Annotated in this window: 18 protein-coding genes; 15 read left to right on the top strand and 3 right to left on the bottom strand. The window is 41.1% G+C overall.

Annotation, left to right across the window (positions count from 1 at the left end):
- The 10 genes from ureC (at nt 1) to AC106S_RS05715 (ending at nt 10,644) form a co-directional block, all read left to right on the top strand.
- A complete protein-coding gene (gene ureC, locus AC106S_RS05760; protein WP_482438129.1) occupies nt 1–1,722 on the top strand; it encodes an urease subunit alpha in 1,722 nt (573 codons plus the stop codon).
- A 113-nt stretch (nt 1,723–1,835) separates the two neighbouring features.
- Nucleotides 1,836–2,483 (top strand): hypothetical protein, encoded by a 648-nt coding sequence (locus AC106S_RS05755; RefSeq protein WP_482438128.1) that lies wholly within the window; start codon nt 1,836–1,838, stop codon nt 2,481–2,483.
- On the top strand, nt 2,473–2,982 hold the full coding sequence (gene ureE, locus AC106S_RS05750; protein ID WP_482438127.1) for an urease accessory protein UreE: 510 nt from the start codon (nt 2,473–2,475) through the stop codon (nt 2,980–2,982). Before AC106S_RS05755 ends, ureE begins: the two co-directional genes overlap by 11 nt.
- 1 nt (nt 2,983) lies before the next feature.
- Entirely contained in the window at nt 2,984–3,673 is a 690-nt protein-coding gene (locus AC106S_RS05745; protein WP_482438420.1) for an urease accessory protein UreF, read from the top strand.
- Between the two features lie 128 nt (nt 3,674–3,801).
- Entirely contained in the window at nt 3,802–4,440 is a 639-nt protein-coding gene (ureG, locus tag AC106S_RS05740) for an urease accessory protein UreG (RefSeq protein WP_482438126.1), read from the top strand.
- Nucleotides 4,441–4,444: 4 nt separating this feature from the next.
- Nucleotides 4,445–5,233, top strand: a complete 789-nt coding sequence (locus AC106S_RS05735; RefSeq protein WP_482438125.1) for an urease accessory protein UreD — start codon at nt 4,445–4,447, stop codon at nt 5,231–5,233.
- Between the two features lie 303 nt (nt 5,234–5,536).
- Entirely contained in the window at nt 5,537–6,238 is a 702-nt protein-coding gene (locus AC106S_RS05730; RefSeq protein ID WP_482438124.1) for a hypothetical protein, read from the top strand.
- A gap of 203 nt (nt 6,239–6,441) precedes the next feature.
- A complete protein-coding gene (locus tag AC106S_RS05725; RefSeq protein ID WP_482438123.1) occupies nt 6,442–7,326 on the top strand; it encodes an urea transporter in 885 nt (294 codons plus the stop codon).
- 65 nt (nt 7,327–7,391) lie between these two features.
- Nucleotides 7,392–9,638 carry a TonB-dependent receptor gene (locus AC106S_RS05720; RefSeq protein ID WP_482438122.1) on the top strand — a complete coding sequence of 749 codons (2,247 nt, stop codon included), beginning with the start codon at nt 7,392–7,394 and terminating at the stop codon, nt 9,636–9,638.
- Between the two features lie 118 nt (nt 9,639–9,756).
- Nucleotides 9,757–10,644 (top strand): helix-turn-helix domain-containing protein, encoded by an 888-nt coding sequence (locus AC106S_RS05715; protein WP_482438121.1) that lies wholly within the window; start codon nt 9,757–9,759, stop codon nt 10,642–10,644.
- 189 nt (nt 10,645–10,833) lie between these two features.
- Here the strand turns inward: AC106S_RS05715 and AC106S_RS05710 are convergent, their stop codons facing one another.
- From AC106S_RS05710 to AC106S_RS05700, 3 genes are read right to left on the bottom strand one after another with little or no spacing between them, the layout of a single operon-like run.
- Nucleotides 10,834–11,940: a DNA topoisomerase IB gene (locus tag AC106S_RS05710; protein WP_482438120.1), complete on the bottom strand. Its 1,107-nt coding sequence runs from the start codon at nt 11,938–11,940 to the stop codon at nt 10,834–10,836.
- 10 nt (nt 11,941–11,950) lie between these two features.
- Nucleotides 11,951–12,118, bottom strand: coding sequence for a phosphatidate cytidylyltransferase (locus AC106S_RS05705; protein ID WP_482438119.1), 168 nt, complete (start codon nt 12,116–12,118; stop codon nt 11,951–11,953).
- Nucleotides 12,119–12,139: 21 nt separating this feature from the next.
- Nucleotides 12,140–12,577, bottom strand: a complete 438-nt coding sequence (locus AC106S_RS05700) for a DUF6526 family protein (RefSeq protein ID WP_482438118.1) — start codon at nt 12,575–12,577, stop codon at nt 12,140–12,142.
- A gap of 601 nt (nt 12,578–13,178) precedes the next feature.
- Between AC106S_RS05700 and AC106S_RS05695 the strand changes: the two genes are divergently transcribed.
- From AC106S_RS05695 to mnmE, 5 genes are all read left to right on the top strand, one after another.
- Nucleotides 13,179–14,948, top strand: a complete 1,770-nt coding sequence (locus AC106S_RS05695; protein WP_482438117.1) for an aminopeptidase P family protein — start codon at nt 13,179–13,181, stop codon at nt 14,946–14,948.
- A gap of 404 nt (nt 14,949–15,352) precedes the next feature.
- The gene (locus AC106S_RS05690; protein ID WP_482438116.1) at nt 15,353–15,916 is read left to right on the top strand and encodes a Crp/Fnr family transcriptional regulator; all 564 of its coding nucleotides are present in this window, start codon (nt 15,353–15,355) and stop codon (nt 15,914–15,916) included.
- 133 nt (nt 15,917–16,049) lie between these two features.
- Nucleotides 16,050–17,066: a saccharopine dehydrogenase family protein gene (locus AC106S_RS05685; protein ID WP_482438115.1), complete on the top strand. Its 1,017-nt coding sequence runs from the start codon at nt 16,050–16,052 to the stop codon at nt 17,064–17,066.
- A 5-nt stretch (nt 17,067–17,071) separates the two neighbouring features.
- Nucleotides 17,072–17,650 carry an NAD(P)H-dependent oxidoreductase gene (locus AC106S_RS05680; RefSeq protein WP_482438114.1) on the top strand — a complete coding sequence of 193 codons (579 nt, stop codon included), beginning with the start codon at nt 17,072–17,074 and terminating at the stop codon, nt 17,648–17,650.
- A gap of 183 nt (nt 17,651–17,833) precedes the next feature.
- The gene (gene mnmE, locus AC106S_RS05675; protein WP_482438113.1) at nt 17,834–19,219 is read left to right on the top strand and encodes a tRNA uridine-5-carboxymethylaminomethyl(34) synthesis GTPase MnmE; all 1,386 of its coding nucleotides are present in this window, start codon (nt 17,834–17,836) and stop codon (nt 19,217–19,219) included.
- Nucleotides 19,220–19,302 lie beyond the last annotated feature (83 nt).

Here is a 19,302-nt window from a genome sequence, read left to right as displayed (position 1 = left end):
ATGAGCTTAAACGTAGACAGAAAACAATACGCCAATATATTAGGTCCTACGGCTGGAGACAAAATCAGACTGGGAGACACGGAAATCATTATCGAAATCGAAAAAGATTTTACCCACTACGGAGACGAAGCCGTTTTCGGAGGCGGAAAAACCGTACGTGACGGGATGGGGCAGAATGTAACGGCAAAAAGAGACGAAGGCGTGCTTGACCTTTGCATTACAGGAGCCGTAATCATTGACCACTGGGGAATTGTAAAAGGAGATATCGGAATCAAAGACGGTAAGATCGTAGGAATCGGAAAAGCAGGAAACCCGGATACGATGGATGGGGTGTCGCCGGATATGATTATCGGAGCCTCTACGGAAGTTCATGGAGGAAAAGGATATATCGTAACGGCCGGAGGAATTGATACCCACATCCACTACATCTGTCCGCAGCAGATCGAAACCTCCCTGTACAGCGGAATCACCACCATGATAGGAGGTGGAACAGGCCCGAATGACGGAACCAATGCTACAACGGTTACCCCGGGAAGATTCAATATGCAGAAAATGCTGGAAGCCGCAGAAGAATATCCGATGAATTTAGGATTCTTCGGAAAAGGGAACTGTTCAGCAGAAGAACCTATTGAAGAACAGGTGGAAGCAGGTGCTCTGGGAGTAAAGATCCATGAAGACTGGGGAGCAACTCCCGCCACGATTGATGCTGCATTAAAAGTAGCCGATAAATATGACGTACAGGTTGCTATTCACACCGATACCCTAAATGAAGGAGGTTTTCTGGAAGATACCATGAGAGCGATCAACGGAAGAGTCATTCACACCTTCCACACAGAAGGAGCAGGTGGAGGTCACGCTCCGGACATCATTAAAGCAGCCATGTACCCGAATGTACTGCCGGCTTCTACCAACCCTACACGTCCTTATACCGTCAATACGATTGATGAACACCTGGATATGCTGATGGTTTGTCATCACCTGAGCAAAAATATTCCTGAAGATGTGGCATTCGCAGATTCACGTATCCGCCCTGAAACCATTGCCGCAGAAGATATTCTTCACGATATGGGGGTATTCAGCATCATGAGTTCCGATTCCCAGGCAATGGGAAGACCGGGTGAAGTGATTACAAGAACCTGGCAGACGGCAAGCAAAATGAAAGAGCAGAGAGGTGACCTTGATGAAGATAAAGACACAGGAAACGACAACTACCGTGCTAAAAGATATGTGGCTAAATATACAATCAACCCTGCCATTGCACACGGTATTTCAGAATATGTAGGATCGCTTGAAAAAGGAAAATTAGCTGACCTGGTGATCTGGAAACCTGCATTATTTGGAGTAAAGCCGGAAATGATCGTAAAAGGAGGATTTGTAATTGCTGCTAAAATGGGGGATCCTAATGCATCTATCCCGACGCCGCAGCCTATCATTTACAGAAATATGTTCGGAGCTCACGGAAAAGCCAAGTTCGGGACCTGTGCCAATTTCGTTTCCCAGATTTCTATCGATAACGGAACCATCGCTTCCTACAAACTGGAAAAGATGATCCTTCCGGTGAAAAACTGCAGGAATATTTCTAAAAAAGACCTCATCCATAACGATAAGACCCCTTTAATCGAAGTGAATCCTGAAAACTATAAAGTAACGGTAGACGGTGAATACATCACCTGCGAACCGGCAGAAAAACTTCCTTTAACACAGCTGTATTACCTGTTCTAGGATAAATCTTGTTGACCCCAGACCTGACAGGTTTCAAAAATCTGTCAGGTTTATTTAACGGTAAAAAGATATACCAGTCAATATTTTAAAATAATTATAGCACTAAGTTTAGAATGAAATATTTAAATAAAACAGTTTTCGCTCTTGCTATAGCCGGAATGTCTGCCCTTTCAGGAAATCTGAGCGCACAGTTTCTGGGAGGACACCGGTTGAAAAGCGATGAAGACGGGCCGAAAGGACAGTTTATGGTGTATGGTTCACTGGATTACTCCAAAGTAACAACACCCTCAACGAGCAGCAGTACCGTTTCAAGCGCACCGCTTGGAGTAGGGTATTTTATCAATAACAATGACCTTATCGGGGTGAACTACGCCTATTCCCAGAATGCGGTTGATCATCATGTGGCCTATAAGCAGAATGAAGCCGGAATCTGGTACAGTCCATCATTAATGCTCGGAAAATACTTTGTACTGATCGGCCAGGTTGATGTCCATTACGTCTGGGGACAGCAGCAAGCCACAACAGCTGATGAGATGCAGAACTTTAACGGATTCCGTCTCCGTGCGTATCCTCTCATCGGAATATTATTAGGCGGAGGCTGGGCATTGAAATTCAAATTTGCAGAACTTTCAATGCTTCAGACCAAAACAAAACAGGAAGGCTGGACGAAGAGCTATGTGGCAGGAATCAGTGGTTCAACATTCGGAGTAGGCATTTCTAAAAACTTTGACTTCAGAAAAAAATCGGAAAATGATCATTAATCAAACCATAGGCAATCTCACCGAAAAACCTACTGACAAAAATATAGATTATCTGGACCTGGAATGGTTTGAAACCACCAAAAGAATCCAGCGTAAAAAAACCAGACGGGGTACCGATGTAGCCATCAAATTCCTTCGGGAAGGACAGCGTCTGCGTGAAGGTGATATTCTTTTCGAGGATGCGGAAAAAGTGATTGCCGTAAATGTTGTAGAAACAGATGCCATCGTTATGGCTCCGGGCTCTCTGCTGGAAATGGGTACCGTTTGCTATGAAATCGGTAATAAACATATCCCGCTTTTTATCCAGGATGATAAAGTGCTGCTTCCTTTCGAAATGCCTATGTTCAGATGGCTGGAGGCCAGCGGCTTCAAACCGGAAAAACAGTCCGTAAAACTGCTGAACCTTCTCAAATCCAATGTAGAACCTCACGGACACGGAAGCTTAGGATCTACCATCTTTACAAAAATCTTAAAAATGGCTGCCCCGAAAGATGAATAATATGAATCTTAATTTTTTATCAGGATTGCTGCATCTTGCGGATCCTACACTGCCAATCGGAGGGTATACCCATTCCAACGGGCTGGAAACCTATGTGCAGGAGAGAATTGTAAACAATGTACAGACCGCAAAGGAATTTGTACAGAATATGCTTCAGTACAACCTTAAATACAATGACGGAGCTTTTGTAAAACTAGCTTATGAAGCTGCTGAAAATAACGATCTGGAAATGCTTTTAAGCCTGGATAACGAATGCAATGCCATAAAATGTCCCAGAGAAATCCGCCAGGCCAGCCAGAAACTGGGGCTGAGGCTGATTAAGATCTTCAAAAGAAGAGAAAATTTTCCTTTTATGGAAGCTTTTGAAAAGGCTGTTCAGAACCGTGAAGCCAATTCACATTACTCTATCGTATTCGGAGTATATGCTTATCTGATGAAAATTCCTCTTTATGAAGCACTTCTCGGTTTTTACTACACTTCCGTGGCGGGAATGATTACGAATGCGGTAAAGCTGGTTCCGCTGGGACAGCTTGATGGTCAGGACATCCTGTTCTCGCTCTATCCGGTTATGGAAAAAACAGCCCGTGAAACCATAGAACTGGACAGGGATATGGTAGGATTGTGCAATACCGCTTTCGACATCAGATGCATGCAGCACGAAAGACTCTATTCCAGACTGTATATGTCATAATAATCTGAAAAAGACAAAAGGATTGAACAGAAAGATTCCTTACTGAATGAAACGTCCTTGTGTCCGTAAATATTCTCAATCAATTAAAAAATAACGCTCATAGCGTTAAAAAAACAAAAATTTAAAAAATGGAAAACAGAAAATATATAAAAGTAGGAGTGGCAGGACCGGTAGGTTCCGGAAAAACCGCATTATTGGAACGTTTAAGCAGAAAATTATTCGGGACTTATGATCTTGGCGTAATTACCAATGATATTTACACCAAAGAAGACGCTGAATTCATGGCGAAAAACAGCCTTCTTCCCCATGACAGAATTATCGGCGTGGAAACAGGAGGCTGCCCTCACACGGCTATCCGTGAAGATGCAAGTATGAATCTTGAAGCGGTGGATGAGCTGGCCGCACGTTTTCCGGACATTGAGCTGGTGCTCATCGAAAGTGGAGGTGATAACCTTTCCGCAACATTCAGCCCGGATCTTGCTGATGTTACCATCTTTATTATTGATGTGGCAGAAGGTGAAAAAATTCCGAGAAAAGGAGGCCCCGGTATTACCAGGTCAGATCTTTTGATCATCAATAAAATCGACCTTGCCCCTTATGTAGGAGCCAGCCTTGAAGTGATGGAAAATGATGCCAGAAGAATGAGAAAAGGAAATCCTTTCGTTTTCACCAACCTTAAAACAGATGAAGGACTGGATAAAGTAATCGGATGGATAAAAAAATATGCGCTTCTTGAAGAAACTGAAGAACCGAACCTGGTAAGATAAATCAATGGACAGTCGTTTAAATATTATTGCAGGATTCAAGGGAGGAGAATCGTATGTGAAAGACCTTTATGTTTCACTTCCTTTCAGGGTAGTTTCCGTAGGACAGAGGAAAAGCGACAAAAAGCTCTACCAGATGGTGATGAGCTCTTCCCCCGGAATCCTGGACGGAGACCATTATCATCTGGATGTAAGCCTGGAAAAAGGAGCATCCCTTCAGCTGCAGTCACAGTCGTACCAGAGACTGTTCAATATGAAAGATAAAGCAGTGCAGGAACTTTATGTAAAAATGGAAGACAATACTTCTTTTGCTTACGTTCCGCATCCCGTGGTTCCGCATGAAGATTCCAATTTTCAGAGTAAAGCCAATATCCGTGTCGGCAAAAACAGCCAGATTATTATCAGTGAAATCATCACCTGCGGAAGAAAACATTACGGAGAAGTTTTCAAACTGAAACGCTTCCAGAATCTTATGGAAATCTATCATAACGATAAACTCGTGATCAAAGATAATGTGGTGATCCGGCCGGACCTGATCCCCATCAGCTGTATCGGAAATCTGGAGCAGTATACCCATCAGGGAACACTTATTTTTTACAGTACAAAGGATAATGTAGATAAAAACGGACTGATCGAAGCCATTATTGAAGCCTCGGAGCAGCATAAAGAAGACATGGAGGTGGGAGTTTCCGCAATGGAAGACAATGGTTTTGTGGTAAGAGCTTTAGGACATGGAGGAGAACTGATGTATAACTTCTTTCTTCACATCCAGGAAATATTATGGTCTCTTGAATAAATATGAATGGATACAGCGAAACCTTATAGGTTTTCAAAACCTGTAAGGTTTGTAAAGAGATCAAAAGAAGTTAAGAATTAAACTTAGTGATGACGCTGATTATATAGCTTTTTATTAAAATCCAATAAAAGAAATGAATCAAAAATTAATAAGAAAGCTTAAACACAGTCATCCGTGGAATCAGGGGAAAAAATTATTCAATAAAAGTGAGCTTCAGCCCGCTTAAATAAAGAGGGTTTTCCAATGGAATGGGCTATACCCGCTTCAACAAAATTTAAGAAAGAATAAGTAGAATTAGAAAAAATGGATAGTACAGTTTGGGCGCTTCTGTTGAGTGCCGTTTCAATAAGTTTTATACATACCGCTTCGGGGCCGGATCATTACCTGCCGTTTATCGTTATTTCAAAATCTAAAAAGTGGAGCGGAATGAAAACCTCCATACTTACGGTAGTCTGCGGACTGGGGCACGTATTAAGTTCCCTGATCTTGGGCTTTATCGGAGTATTTCTTGGGTGGCAGCTTAATAAGATTTCATGGTTTCAGGATATCAGGGGAAATTTTTCAGGATGGGCGCTGCTGATCTTCGGGGGCGCTTATCTGGTATACGGATTGGTTCAGGCGGTAAGAAACAAACCTCACAAGCATTTTGATGTCATGGGTGATGATGTATATGTTTACGAGCATAACCACACCGAAATGGTAATGCCTCAGAAGAGAATTAAGGTAACGCCGCTTGTCCTTTTCATGATTTTCGTGATGGGGCCGAGTGAACCGTTGATTCCTTTATTATTCTATTCCGGAGTGAAACATTCCATGTCCGAAATTGCGGTTCTTGTGATATCATTTACTGCAACGACGGTTCTTACCATGCTGGGAATGGTCCTTCTGGGAAGGTATGGATATTCAACTTTATTCAATACAGAAAAACTGGAAAGATATATGGGGGTAGTCAGCGGAGCAGTAGTTACCGTATGTGGAGTCGGAATGGTCTTTCTGGGATGGTAACAGCTGGAAGAACAGGTGTGACAGCATTTGAGGGCTTACCATGTTAAAGATATTAATGGCTGAAGCGAACTGATTACATCAAAATTGCATTGCCTTTATAAATGAATACTCTTTCAAACCTCAAACTTCAAACTTCAAATCTCAAATCTCAAACCTCAAATCCCAAACCTCAAATCCCCCTTTTTACATTAATACAAAAAACTATGGACGAATTTTTCAAAAAAATCCCTTTTATAGACAACATCTTAAAAGGCATCGGGCAGATTATGCTTCAGGAAAACCGGTGGACGGGGCTTCTGTTTCTTATCGGTATCTTTATCGGGAGCTGGCAGGGTGGTGTTGCCGTACTTCTGTCAACAGCTGCCGGAACCTTTACCGCAATGAAGCTGAAGTACAACCCGGCTGAAATCAATGCCGGATTGTACGGATTCAGTGCCGCATTGGTAGGAGTGGCATTATCTTTTGTCTTTCAGGCTACGCTTCTCATCTGGATACTGATCATAACAGGAGGTGCTTTGGCAGCGGTCATCCAGCATTTTTTTATCGTGAAAAGAATTCCGGTATTTACCCTTCCGTTTATTCTGATTACCTGGGTGTGCGTATTTGTGCTGCATCATTTTACACAGATTCCTCCCTCAGAAATGATGTCTGCACCGGCCGGACCTGCAGATTATGACGATTTTCTTACCTGCACCAATGCGTTTGGAGAAGTGATTTTCCAGGGAGGAATTCTGTCGGGGGTCATTTTCTTTGTGGCTGTGTTCATCAGTTCTCCGGCAGCTGCGCTGTACGGCTTTGCAGGAGCAATCCTGGGATCTTATATTTCCCATATGAACGGGGAACCGATCGAGAAAATCCATATGGGGCTTTTCGGATTTAATGCGGTACTTTCTGCTATTGTCTTTTCAGGATTTAAAAAGATCAACGGATTATGGGCATTGATTGCAGTAGCCGTTACAGTAGGAATTGATGACCTGCTGGTAGACCACAATACACTGAGCGAAGTGGGAGGGGTACTCACATTCCCTTTCGTGGCCGGAACATGGATCACATTACTCATTCAGAAAATGTTTAAAACCAATAAGTAAAACAATAGAGGATGAAGCCTCATCCTTTAAAAAAAATAAAACAAAAGAACAACAAAACAATCAAAATGAAGATAACTAAAATAGCAGCTGTATTTCTGGTAATGGTTTTCGGTGGAAAAACAATGGCACAGGAAACAGAGAGACAGCTGCTGATTAAAGATGCAGATGATAAATTTCCTGTTGCTGACGTTCTCGTTAAGTATAACCACGGAAACAGCCATACCCATTCCGGGGCGGACGGTACGTTCAGCATACCCACAGCTTCTCTTCCCGATACACTGGTGATCAGCCGCCAGGGATATGATGAGGTAAAATGGGCCGTAGCTCATGATGAAGATAAAAATAAAGTGATCTTTTTACAGCACAAGCCTTTTCAGATCTCTGAAGTGGCCATCAGTCACAGCTCATTTTTATCCGCAATTACCAAAGTGGATCTGAATAAGTTTCCGGTAAATTCCGCACAGGATCTGTTGAGAAAAGTTCCCGGGCTGTTTATTGCCCAGCATGCGGGGGGCGGAAAGGCCGAACAGCTTTTCCTGAGAGGATTTGATGCCGATCACGGAACCGATGTAAGCGTAAATGTAGACGGAATGCCCGTGAATATCGTATCTCATGCCCACGGCCAGGGATATTCCGATCTTCATTTCGTGATTCCGGAGACGGTAAATAATATTGATTTCGGGAAAGGAGCCTATTATATGGACCGTGGAGACTTCAATACTGCGGGATATGTAGATTTTCAGACTTATAACGGGCTGAAAAACAGTATGATCAAACTGGAGGGAGGTTCGTTCAACTCAAAAAGAATCCTGGGAATGTTCAATATCCTGCACGATGATGCCGGCCGGAAAAACGCTTATGTAGTTGCCGAATACAATTATACGGACGGTCCTTTCGATGTAAAGCAGAATTTCAACAGGATCAATATCTTCGGAAAATATAATCAGTGGATCACGGATAATGATTATTTCAACATTCAGTTCTCCACTTTTAATTCTTCCTGGAATGCTTCCGGACAGATCCCCGAACGTGCCGTAGATGAAGGAATCATCAGCCGGTGGGGAAGCATTGATCCTACGGAAGGCGGAAAAACCTCCAGAACCAACCTTCAGATGAATTTTAAGCATATCATTTCATCTTCGGAACAGATCGATGCAATGGCTTTTTATTCAAAATATAATTTCAACCTCTATTCTGATTTTACTTTTTATTTAAAAGATAAAGACCACGGCGACGAGATCCGCCAGACTGATGGAAGAAACATTTACGGAACCGAAATAAAATATACCAAAAGTTTTACACTGCCCAACAGTTCGCTGAACTGGATCTCAGGAGTGGGATTCAGAAATGATGACATTAATACGCTTCAGCTGAATCATGTATACCACAGAGATCTGCTGCTGGACAGAATGGCGGATGTAACGGGAACGGAAACCAATCTTCATGCCTACTCGGGACTGATCTGGAAAACAGGAAAATGGACAATCAACCCGGCGTTAAGAGTAGATCATTTTATATTCAATATGCATAATCTCCTCGATCCCGGACAGCTGCCGTCCGGACAGTCAAAAGAAGCTACCAGGCTGAGTCCTAAGTTAAACTTCTCTTATACTCAAAACGATAATGTGATGTGGTTCCTGAAAACCGGGATGGGCTTTCACTCCAACGATTTAAGAGTGGTTGTTCCGAACGCAGATCAGAAGACCCTTCCATATTCTGTCGGTGCAGATTTCGGGGTAAGGTTACATCCTTTCAAATCCCTTATCATTACGCCAACATTATGGTATATGGATCTGCAGCAGGAATTCGTGTATGTAGGAGACGATGCGGTGGTAGAACCTTCCGGCAAGTCAAGACGTTTAGGGGCTGATCTTGGAGTACGGTTCCAGCCGCTGGAAAATTTTTACCTGAATGCCGATATTAATTATTCCCACGCAAGATTTACTGAAGAAGAAAAAGGAAATGATTATGTTCCGCTGGCTCCTGTTGTAACCAGTACAGGCTCTGTAAACTGGGATTTCCTTAACGGCTTTTCTTTAGGATTACAGTACAGATACCTCGGTGCAAGGCCTGCCGTGGAGGATAACAGCATTAAAACACAATCTTATTTTGTGAACGACCTGATGCTTTCCTACAACCGTCAGAAATGGGGGGCCAGTCTTCAGGTAAATAACCTGTTCAATGTAAAATGGAATGAAGCCCAGTTTGCTACCGAAACCCAGCTGAAAGGGGAAGCAGAACCCGTTACAGACCTTACCTATACTCCGGGAAGCCCGTTTGGAGTAAGAGTAGGAGTGTATTATAAGTTCTAAAGGAACGGAAGACGGAATTTGAAAATGAGAAAGAAATCCCCGCCAATACTTCAGATTTTCAAATTCCTTTATTCCTCCTGAATAAATTTTATTAACTTTAAATAATCATTACACGGATATGGAAGTATTATCCAATTTTCAGTACAAAAAACTTTTTCTCCCGAATATCACAGAGAAAATACTCGCTAATAATGCGGATATACAGCTTTACCGGATAGAAAATTATCTCAAGGGTATCCTGATGCCGGTGATTCCGTACCGGACGACCTTTAATTTCATCATTTTTGTGACCAAAGGCCATATCAGACAGTACCTTGAAAATAAGGAATACCATGCCGGAAAAGGCGGCGTTATTTTTATCAAACAGGGAACCATAACCGCTACCGTGGAACTTTCCGATGATATTGAAGGGTTTTTCCTCGCTTATGAAAATAATATTTTATCTGAACAGGAACTCCCAAAACATAAGAGCAGCATCTTTTTTATGACCCCTTTCCTGAACCTGGACAGTCTTACCTACGGAACCATTACCCAGCTTCTTCCGATCATGGAACAGGAATTATGGCTGAATAATCTCAACATCAATGAAGTAGTGGTTACCATGCTGCATCTTATCCTGGTGAAAATGCTCAGTACAGATTCCGATTCCCATCATAAATCAGCTACCCGCCCGATGGAACTGTCTCTTCAGTTCCGCGATCTTCTCTTTAAATACCATGTGAATGAAAAACGAGTGGCCTTTTATGCCGACAAACTCTCCGTTACTGAAAGCTACCTTAATAAATGTGTGAAAAATGTTACCCAGAAATCCCCGAAACAATGGCTCAACGAAATTGATATCAATTACAGCAAAGCTCTCCTTCATTCCAGTAAAGATATTGCTGAAATAGCCTATGAACTGAATTTTCATACCGCGTCACATTTTACCCAGCTTTTCAAGAAAATTGCGGGAATTACGCCTAAAGAATATAGAACACAGTTTTTAAAGGAAAGGGTTTCCGTTTGATATAAATGTCAATAATGAATTTTGCTGCGCAAGTCAATGGTGAATTATGAAAATGTGGCTAAAGAAACTCATTGCGAAACAGATTGACTGTTCATATTAAGGTAATTCGAAGTGTAAGTTAAGAGTGAACGATAAAAGTGGCACTAAATAAATTCACTGCGAAGCCGATTGACCATTCACTCATCCCGGTCACATCTTCTCGTTTTCCAGAATTTTCAGCACAAGCTTCTCTTCATGTGTCAGACCGGCTTTCCCGTCATTCACTTCAATTTCCTCCAGCTCATCAAGATATTTTTTAATGGTATTGTTTTCATAAAGATTGATGACCAGGGGATGAACGTAGTATTTTCTGCATACGGTACTGGTATTTCCCAAATGTCCGGCAACAATTTCCAGGGCTTCTTTTACCTTCTTTTTATATTGCGTATTGTTTTCCGCATATCCTATTTCTTTAAATGCAATAAGGGCACTCACTGTTCCCGCCCATGTTCTGAAGTCTTTAGCTGTAAAATCCTCACCGCTGATTTCTTTGATATAATCATTCACCATCCCTGAGTCTATCGAATGCCGGGTTCCCTCCTCATCCACATACTGAAAAAGTTCTTTGCCGGGAATATCCTTACATTTCTGAACCAGTTTTGCCAGCCTTCTGCTTTTGAGGTCCACATGATGCATGATCCCTTTTTTCCCTTTAAACTCAAACGTAATTTTCTGACCGTTGATTTTTACATGCCTGCCTTTTAAAGTCGTTAAGCCAAAAGAGCCGTACAGTTTTTCATAGGCATTATTGCCGATCCTGATATTGGTCCGCTGCATAAGGCTGACGATCAGCGCCAGGATTTTTCTTTTTTCAAAATTCCTTAAAGCGAGGTCTTGTTCTACCTGAAGACGGATGTCTGGGAGAGCATATCCGAACCGGAGCATCCTGTAAAACTTGGTGTGATTTCTCAATGCACTCCACAGCGGATGATAGCGGTACTGTTTTCGCTTTTTAACATCAAAACCCGTTGCCTGAAGATGACCGTTTTCCAGGGCACATATCCATACATTTTCCCAGGCGGGAGGGATTACCAGTTTATTGATCCTGCTGATTTCCTCTTTATCCCTGATCTTCTCACCTTCTTTGAAATAGGAATATTTCTTTCCGTTTTTTCTGCGGGTAATTCCGGCGGTCTCTGCATCGGTGGTATATACAAGATGTACCGCCTTTGCAGATGCTTCCGGATCATTCATGATCTTTACAATTTTTGAAGGCTTCAGGTGGGAAATGATCTCCAGGTCTGTATTCTTCTCCATAAAAAAATGGTTAAGAGTTCTTACCCCTCGAAAAGATCAGTAAAAGAATAACTACAACGGCACAGACGAGGATGATTCCCCACCACATTCCGGCCTTAAAAATTGTTTCTACTGCTTCACAGCTCGTCAGTGTCAGCAAGCTGAGTATCGTCATACTGTATAAACTCAGTTTTTTCATGATGTATATATTTTGGAGGTGTTAAATTCTGTGCAGGTCAGGCTTCCAGTTTCTGATCGACCGTTTAATCTCATCACCTGAAATGTCTTCGTGAAGAGCCCGGTTCAGAAGTTCTTTAAACTCGTCATCATAGGCAAATCTCAATGCAGCTATCTGATCAAATCTCAGCTTTTCAGCCACTTCGTCGGATCTCTGTCCGAAGATTTCAAAATACCGCTGTTTAAATTCAAGCCTTACCATGCGGTTTTGAAGGCCTAGCGCATAATGCTGCCTGGTCATGAAAGCCAGATAGAAAAGCAGAAATATCACAACAGCAAACAGTATCCAGATAAGTTTGTTTTCAGGATCATCCCAGATCTTATAGATCCCGAATATTTCAAGAAGGATAAGCAGGGGAAGATATATAAAATGGTGTGGCGGATAAAATTTCCTGTGATTGTTGTAATTCTGTATTTTCATATTGTAGATACAGCAATAATCTTTCCAAAATTTTACATTATCAATAATAAATGTGTTTTTGTGGTATCTTAAAATGTGTAGTATTCCAAAATATGTTTACTCAATATCTTATTCAAACCTTATAGGTTTCCGAAACCTATAAGGTTTATATTGCCGCGAAAATATATAAGCAAATGTCTGTTTATCAGCTTTATACTTTAAAGTAGCTTAAATTTATAATACAAACATACGAGGCACAAAAGATTTGACATCTTAGATAGCTTTAAATTTAAATACTTTGTGCATAAAAGTACATATAAGCATAAAAATCAAAGAATTTTATTGATCACAAAGTAAAAAATCTGCCAGATCTGCAAAATTTGCGGGAGAAAAATAGACAAACATTTTCTATGCAGTAGAATTTATTCAATAGAGGTGGACTTTAGTCCGCCTGAATAATAAAAAACATCATCTTTTTTATGGAAACCCATATTAAACATATTTAGAAACAACCTTCAGTAAACCAGTTTCCGGAATAACGGAAAATTCAGGAAAATACCGTATCCATTTCGTTTTTCAAGCTTAAATTTTTCGTAACTTTCGGTGTTTAAAAAAGAAAAGAATGACTTCAAAGGAAAAAGTTGCTGCACTTCGTCAGGAAATGCAGAAAAATAATGTTGATGCATTTATAGTATATTCTGCAGATCCGCATATGAGCGAATATCTGCCTGAAGAATGGCAGGAAAGAGCATGGCTTTCCGGATTTTTAGGTTCAGCCGGTTTTGTGGTGGTAACAAAAGATAAAGCCGGTCTCTGGACAGACGGAAGATATTTTACCCAGGCTGCCATTGAACTGGACGGTTCCGGAATCGATCTTTTCAAAGACGGAATGGAGGGAACTCCCAATTACATCGACTGGATTATTTCTGAAATTCCGGCTGGCGGTAAAGTAGCGGTAAATGCACAGGCTGCATCCCATGCCAACTGGGAACTGCTTTCACAGAAATTACAGTCTAAAAATCTTATCCTCGAAGATCTTCCGCTTTTAAAGGAGATCTGGAAAGACAGAGGAACTCCTTCGAAGAATCCTGTTTTCGTTCATCCGCTGGAAAGAGCAGGGAAATCTGTTGCCGATAAACTTGGGGCCATCCGTCAGAAAATGGAAGAACAGGAAGCTACCGTTCATGTGATTTCAAGTCTTGATGATGTGGCCTGGACACTGAATTTAAGAGGAAGTGATGTAGAAAGTAATCCTGTATTTTTAGGATATATCGTGATTACCAAGAATGATGCTGTTCTCTTCACAGACCTTGAAAAATTACAGGTAGAAGCCAGAAAACAGATGGATGATTCTTTCGTAAAGATGATGCCTTACGAAGAGTTCTACAACTATCTGAAAGCTTTTAAAAATGAAAAAGTACTGGTTTCACCTAACAGCAACCAGCAGATTTTTGAAACTTTAAAGACAGATAATAAATTTATTAAAGCTCCGGTTCCTGGTAATCTGATGAAAGCTCAAAAGAATGAAGCCGAACTGGAAGGTTTCAGGAAAGTGATGGTAAGAGATGGTGTGGCAATGGTAAAATTCCTTTACTGGCTGACCCATAACGCCGGAAAAGAAGCTATGAACGAATATTCAATCGGTGAAAAACTGAGAGGTTTCCGTGCAGAAGGTGAAAATTTTGTGGGCGAGAGTTTTGGAAGTATCGTGGGATATAAAGATAACGGTGCCATTATGCATTATTCCGCAAAAAAAGAAGGAAGTAAAGAGGTAACGAATGATGCAAGCATCCTGGTAGATTCAGGAGGTCAGTATCTGGAAGGAACTACGGATATTACAAGAACATTGGCTTTGGGTGCCGTTTCTGAAGAATTTAAAAGAAACTCTACGCTGGTACTTCAGGGGATGATCCGCCTGTCGATGGTGAAATTCCCGAAAGGAACAAAAGGAGTTCATCTTGATGCTGTTGCAAGACTTCCGCTATGGATGGAAGGAAAAGACTTCAATCACGGTACAGGTCATGGAGTGGGAAGTTTCATGAACGTTCATGAAGGACCTCAGAACATCAGAAAAGATATGAACCCGCAGGATCTTCTTCCGGGAATGGTATGCTCAAACGAACCGGGATATTACCTGGAGGGAGATTACGGAATCCGTCATGAAAACCTTATTGCCGTAAAAGAAGCTGAGAAAACGATTCACGGAACTTTTTATGAGTTTGAAACCCTGACTTTCTGCCCGTTCTTTAAAGATACGGTTGTAAAAGAAATCCTTTCAGAAAAAGAAATCGCATGGCTGAACGGGTATCACAGAACCTGTGAAGAAAAAATCGGACCTCATCTTGAAGGCGATGTGAAAGAATGGTTCCTGACTTTGGTGAGTCCGCTTTAAAAATGAAAGGAAAATGTGAATAGTTATTGGTGAATTGTATATTGAACCTGAAGCTTTAAACCCATAACTCAAACCCGGAACATTATAATTGTTAGATAAACAACGAAAGTCCTGCAGCTTTTCTGCGGGGCTTTTTTTTATTGTGCAACCGTATTTTTACGGATATAATTTCAGGGATTTTCCTGAGGCAGATTCGTGCGGAGGTATTTATCTTTGCTTCAGTAAAAGAAACATCAATCATTTCATATCTTCATATATAACTCTAGTAAATTCAAAGCAGTAAGCCGTTTCGTCCTGAAATGGCTTTTTTTTATATCCGTTTTTTGAAGTTTTAAAATTACATTTTTTTTAATTTAGCGGAAATTTGAGAGGAATTTTACATTCCGGACCGTAATTAAAAAAATATGATAGAAGAGTACTTCCGGAGTTTTAATATTTTTTCAGCAGCAGAGATAAGAAATTTTTTACAGCTTTTTGAAATACGGAAAGTCAGTAAAAATGATTTTTTTGTAAAAGAAGGTGATCAATGCCGGGAGATTGCATTTATAATTTCCGGAATATTCAGGTCTTTTTATATTTCGGATCAGGGCAAAGATATGACCTACTGTTTCAGGTTTCCCAACCAGATGATGGCAGGATATTCGTCTTTTATCTCAGGATGTCCCAGCCGGGAAAATATGCAGGCCATTACCGATGCCGATCTGATGGTTTTAAAGAAAGAGGCGGTAGACCATCTTGTAAAGGATGACCTTAACTGGACCCGGTTTCTGAAAATGATTGCCGAAGAAGAATACCTGGAACTTGAAAACAGGTTTTTCCAGCTTCAGAGAGACAGTGCAGCACAGCGGTATAAGGCTCTTCTCGGAAATCATCCGGAGTATGTGCAGAAGATCCCGCTGCAGTATCTGTCTTCCTATCTTGGAATTACCCAAAGACACCTCAGCCGTATCCGAAAAGAAATATACTGATGAATTAAGAATCCGGAATCTCATAGAGACTATTTACTTAAAAAGGATCTGGTACCATAATTATAGGATTTCATTTTTAGACATTTGTCCTGTATTCCGGAATAGCGGCTGTGTAATTTTGTGAAAAAATAATATGGAACACAATATTCTGGTCGTTGGAGGAAACGGCCTTGTAGGCAAAACAATCATCCGCATTCTTAAAGAAAGAAATCCACATATCAATATTTTCACCGGCGGAAGAAAAGGTGGAAAAACAGACAGGGATCTGAAAATAGATGTTACCGATCCCGGAACTTTCAAAAACATTCAGGAGCATCATATTGATCTGATTATTCTTTCGGTGAATGACCCTTCTGATCATATTCTTCAGTTTGCGATAGCGAACGGGATTGATTATTTAGACATTACCAAACCGACTCCTGCTCTTGTAAAAGCGTATGATATTGCCGGAAACAGTACAGTCCGAAGCAGAATTGTATTCAGTTCCGGCTGGATGGGAGGCATTGTAAACGGATTGGTGAAAACACTTTCGGATCAGGTAAAAGACATTCAGGAAGTTCAGCTTTTTGTATACTATTCCGTAAAAGACCTTGCGGGGGAAAGCTCTGCGCATTTTATGGCTGAAAATGTAGCTAAACCTTTTGTCCGGTACGAAAATAACAGTCCGGTTTCCATAAAACATTTTCTGGATTCGGAGTATTTTGATTTTTCTTTTGGAATCGGTAAAAGGACCGTTTACAATTTCGATGTTCCGGATTTATATATATTGAACCGGATTGAGAAAATACCGACGGTGAGTGTTAAAATGACGTACAATTCAAAGCCGGTCACATGGCTTTTAGGGGCGTTTCAAAAGATAAGATTTTTTAATATCCTTTCATTAAAGGAAAGAAAGATGATTTTCGGGTCCAGTGGAAACGGTGATTATAGTATCTTTGAAATTAAGGTAAAGACGAAAGGCGGATATAGAAAATTAAGTCTTCAGAGTGTAAAAGGGCAGGCGGAATTAACAGCCTTTTCAACAGTGCTGCATACGGAAGAACTGCTGAAAGGATCCCATGAAAACCGCATCTATTTCAGTCACCAGCTACATCAGCCTTCATCTCTCCTTGAAAAGCTCAATGCCTGTGAAACCATCCATATACAATAGCCATTATGAAAAAAATAGCCATTATCAACGGACATCCCAATAAAGGTTCTTTCAATTACGGAATTTCCGGAGTTTACAGAGATGGTGCAAAACAGTCAGGAGCTGAGGTGAAAGAAATTATGATATCAGATCTGAGTTTTGATCCTGTTCTGCATTTTGGATATCAGAAAAGGATGGAGCTGGAACCCGATCTTCTTAAAGCCTGGGAAATTATTCAGTGGGCAGACCACCTGGTTTGGATCCATCCGGTTTGGTGGGGAGGTATGCCTGCATTGATGAAAGGATTTATCGACCGGCTTTTTTTACCGGGTCTTGCCTATAAATACAGGGAAAACTCAGTCTGGTGGGATAAACTGCTGAAAGGGAAAACCGCCCATATCATTACAACACTGGATCAGCCGGGCTGGTATTACCGTCTTTTTTATGGACGGCCCAGTATTAACCAGCTGAGAAAATCAATACTGGAATTCTGCGGCATCAGACCTGTAAAAGTAACGTACATCGGAATCATAAGGAACTCCACAGAAGCCCGACGGAATAAATGGCTTGAAAAAGTGGAAAAGCTTGGCAGAGACCTGAAATAATTATATATATTATTTTGGAAGTTGTTGCAGACGGCACTGAGTGTTTAAATAATCTTATGGTATGAATGATTTTTAAATACTGGAAGACATAAAATTTAAGAGGTAAAAAGCCAATGAAAACCATAGACAATACAGATAAGTTCCGTCAGCAGAAATTAACGTGAAAAAGCGTAAATTTGCAGTATGAATAACGATACGATTTGCGCGCTGGCCACGGCCAATGGAGTAGGGGCTTTAGGGATTATCAGAGTTTCCGGGAACGATGCTTTACCGGTTGTTCAAAAAAGTTTTCCGGGCAAGAAACTGGAAAAACAGAAGTCCCATACCATCCATTACGGATATTTTATGGATGGCGGGGAAGCAATTGATGAGGTTATGCTGTCTATTTTCCTGGCTCCGAAAAGTTTTACAACAGAAAATTCTGTGGAAATCGCTTTTCACGGCTCTCCGCATATCGGAAAACGTATTCTGGAAACGCTTATCAAAAACGGGGCAAGAATGGCTAAGGCAGGAGAGTTTACCCTTCGGGCGTTTATCAACGGAAGGATAGATCTTTCCCAGGCTGAAGCGATTGCCGATGTAATTGCCTCCGAAAATGAAGCGTCCCGAAAAGTAGCCATCAGCCAGCTGAAAGGTGGAATTACCAATGAAATATCGGTATTGAGAACAGACCTTCTGAATTTTGTTTCCCTGATTGAGCTGGAGCTGGATTTTGCCGAAGAAGACGTGGAATTTGCAGACAGAACAGCCCTGAGCGGATTACTGGATAAAATTGAGGTGAAGTTAAGCTCCCTCATTGAAAGCTTCCAATACGGTAATGCCATCAAAAACGGGACTGCCGTAGCCATCATCGGAAAACCGAATGCCGGAAAATCAACTTTGCTGAACGCTCTGCTGAAAGAGGAAAGAGCGATTGTAAGCAATATTGCCGGAACGACAAGAGACACTATTGAAGAAGTTCTTCACATTAAAGGTCATGCTTTCAGGCTGATTGATACAGCCGGGCTTCGCGAGACTATGGATGAGATTGAAGCCATCGGCGTAAAAAAGGCTAAGGAAAAGGTTGAAAATGCAAACATTCTGGTATACCTTGCCGATGCTGCCACGGAAGATTATTCGGAAGATATTGAAATGATCCGGTCATTATTGAGAGAAGACCTTAAACTGATTATCTGTGCTACCAAGATTGACGAAGTACTGCCTCCGAAATACGAATCGGTGGAAGATATCTTCAGAAATGCCATTTCTCATGAGTTTGATTTTATCAGAATTTCAGCTGTGGAAAATCAGAATATCCAGGATCTTAAAAATGAACTGTCATCTTATGTAGAGCATTTAAAAACCCAGGAAAATAATGTAGTTATCACCAATCAGCGTCATTTTGAAGCTTTACAGAAATCGATGGATGCCGTACATAAAGTAAAAGAAGCTATTTCTTTCAGAATTTCTACGGAATTGTTAGCGTATGAGCTGAGAAATGCTTTGGAGCACCTCGGCGAGATCTCAGGTGAGGTTACGAATGATGAGGTACTGGGGAATATTTTTTCTAAGTTTTGTATCGGCAAATAGATATTTTTTAGATGATATAATTGAGGTTTTTATAAAAATTAGAACGAGTTGTTAACTCGTTTTTTTTTGTTTATATTTTTAAG

The organism is Chryseobacterium sp. FR054, assembly GCF_056844565.1.
Note: the sequence above shows the minus strand (reverse complement) of the source record. Positions and strands in the feature narration are given on the sequence as shown.

Bases quoted from the DNA above. Each gene is read 5' to 3' on its own strand.
- ureC (WP_482438129.1), top strand. From the start codon at position 1: ATGAGCTTAAACGTAGACAGAAAACAATACGCCAATATATTAGGTCCT.
- AC106S_RS05755 (WP_482438128.1), top strand. From the start codon at position 1,836: ATGAAATATTTAAATAAAACAGTTTTCGCTCTTGCTATAGCCGGAATG.
- ureE (WP_482438127.1), top strand. From the start codon at position 2,473: ATGATCATTAATCAAACCATAGGCAATCTCACCGAAAAACCTACTGAC.
- AC106S_RS05745 (WP_482438420.1), top strand. From the start codon at position 2,984: ATGAATCTTAATTTTTTATCAGGATTGCTGCATCTTGCGGATCCTACA.
- ureG (WP_482438126.1), top strand. From the start codon at position 3,802: ATGGAAAACAGAAAATATATAAAAGTAGGAGTGGCAGGACCGGTAGGT.
- AC106S_RS05735 (WP_482438125.1), top strand. From the start codon at position 4,445: ATGGACAGTCGTTTAAATATTATTGCAGGATTCAAGGGAGGAGAATCG.
- AC106S_RS05730 (WP_482438124.1), top strand. From the start codon at position 5,537: ATGGATAGTACAGTTTGGGCGCTTCTGTTGAGTGCCGTTTCAATAAGT.
- AC106S_RS05725 (WP_482438123.1), top strand. From the start codon at position 6,442: ATGGACGAATTTTTCAAAAAAATCCCTTTTATAGACAACATCTTAAAA.
- AC106S_RS05720 (WP_482438122.1), top strand. From the start codon at position 7,392: ATGAAGATAACTAAAATAGCAGCTGTATTTCTGGTAATGGTTTTCGGT.
- AC106S_RS05715 (WP_482438121.1), top strand. From the start codon at position 9,757: ATGGAAGTATTATCCAATTTTCAGTACAAAAAACTTTTTCTCCCGAAT.
- AC106S_RS05710 (WP_482438120.1), bottom strand. From the start codon at position 11,940: ATGGAGAAGAATACAGACCTGGAGATCATTTCCCACCTGAAGCCTTCA.
- AC106S_RS05705 (WP_482438119.1), bottom strand. From the start codon at position 12,118: ATGAAAAAACTGAGTTTATACAGTATGACGATACTCAGCTTGCTGACA.
- AC106S_RS05700 (WP_482438118.1), bottom strand. From the start codon at position 12,577: ATGAAAATACAGAATTACAACAATCACAGGAAATTTTATCCGCCACAC.
- AC106S_RS05695 (WP_482438117.1), top strand. From the start codon at position 13,179: ATGACTTCAAAGGAAAAAGTTGCTGCACTTCGTCAGGAAATGCAGAAA.
- AC106S_RS05690 (WP_482438116.1), top strand. From the start codon at position 15,353: ATGATAGAAGAGTACTTCCGGAGTTTTAATATTTTTTCAGCAGCAGAG.
- AC106S_RS05685 (WP_482438115.1), top strand. From the start codon at position 16,050: ATGGAACACAATATTCTGGTCGTTGGAGGAAACGGCCTTGTAGGCAAA.
- AC106S_RS05680 (WP_482438114.1), top strand. From the start codon at position 17,072: ATGAAAAAAATAGCCATTATCAACGGACATCCCAATAAAGGTTCTTTC.
- mnmE (WP_482438113.1), top strand. From the start codon at position 17,834: ATGAATAACGATACGATTTGCGCGCTGGCCACGGCCAATGGAGTAGGG.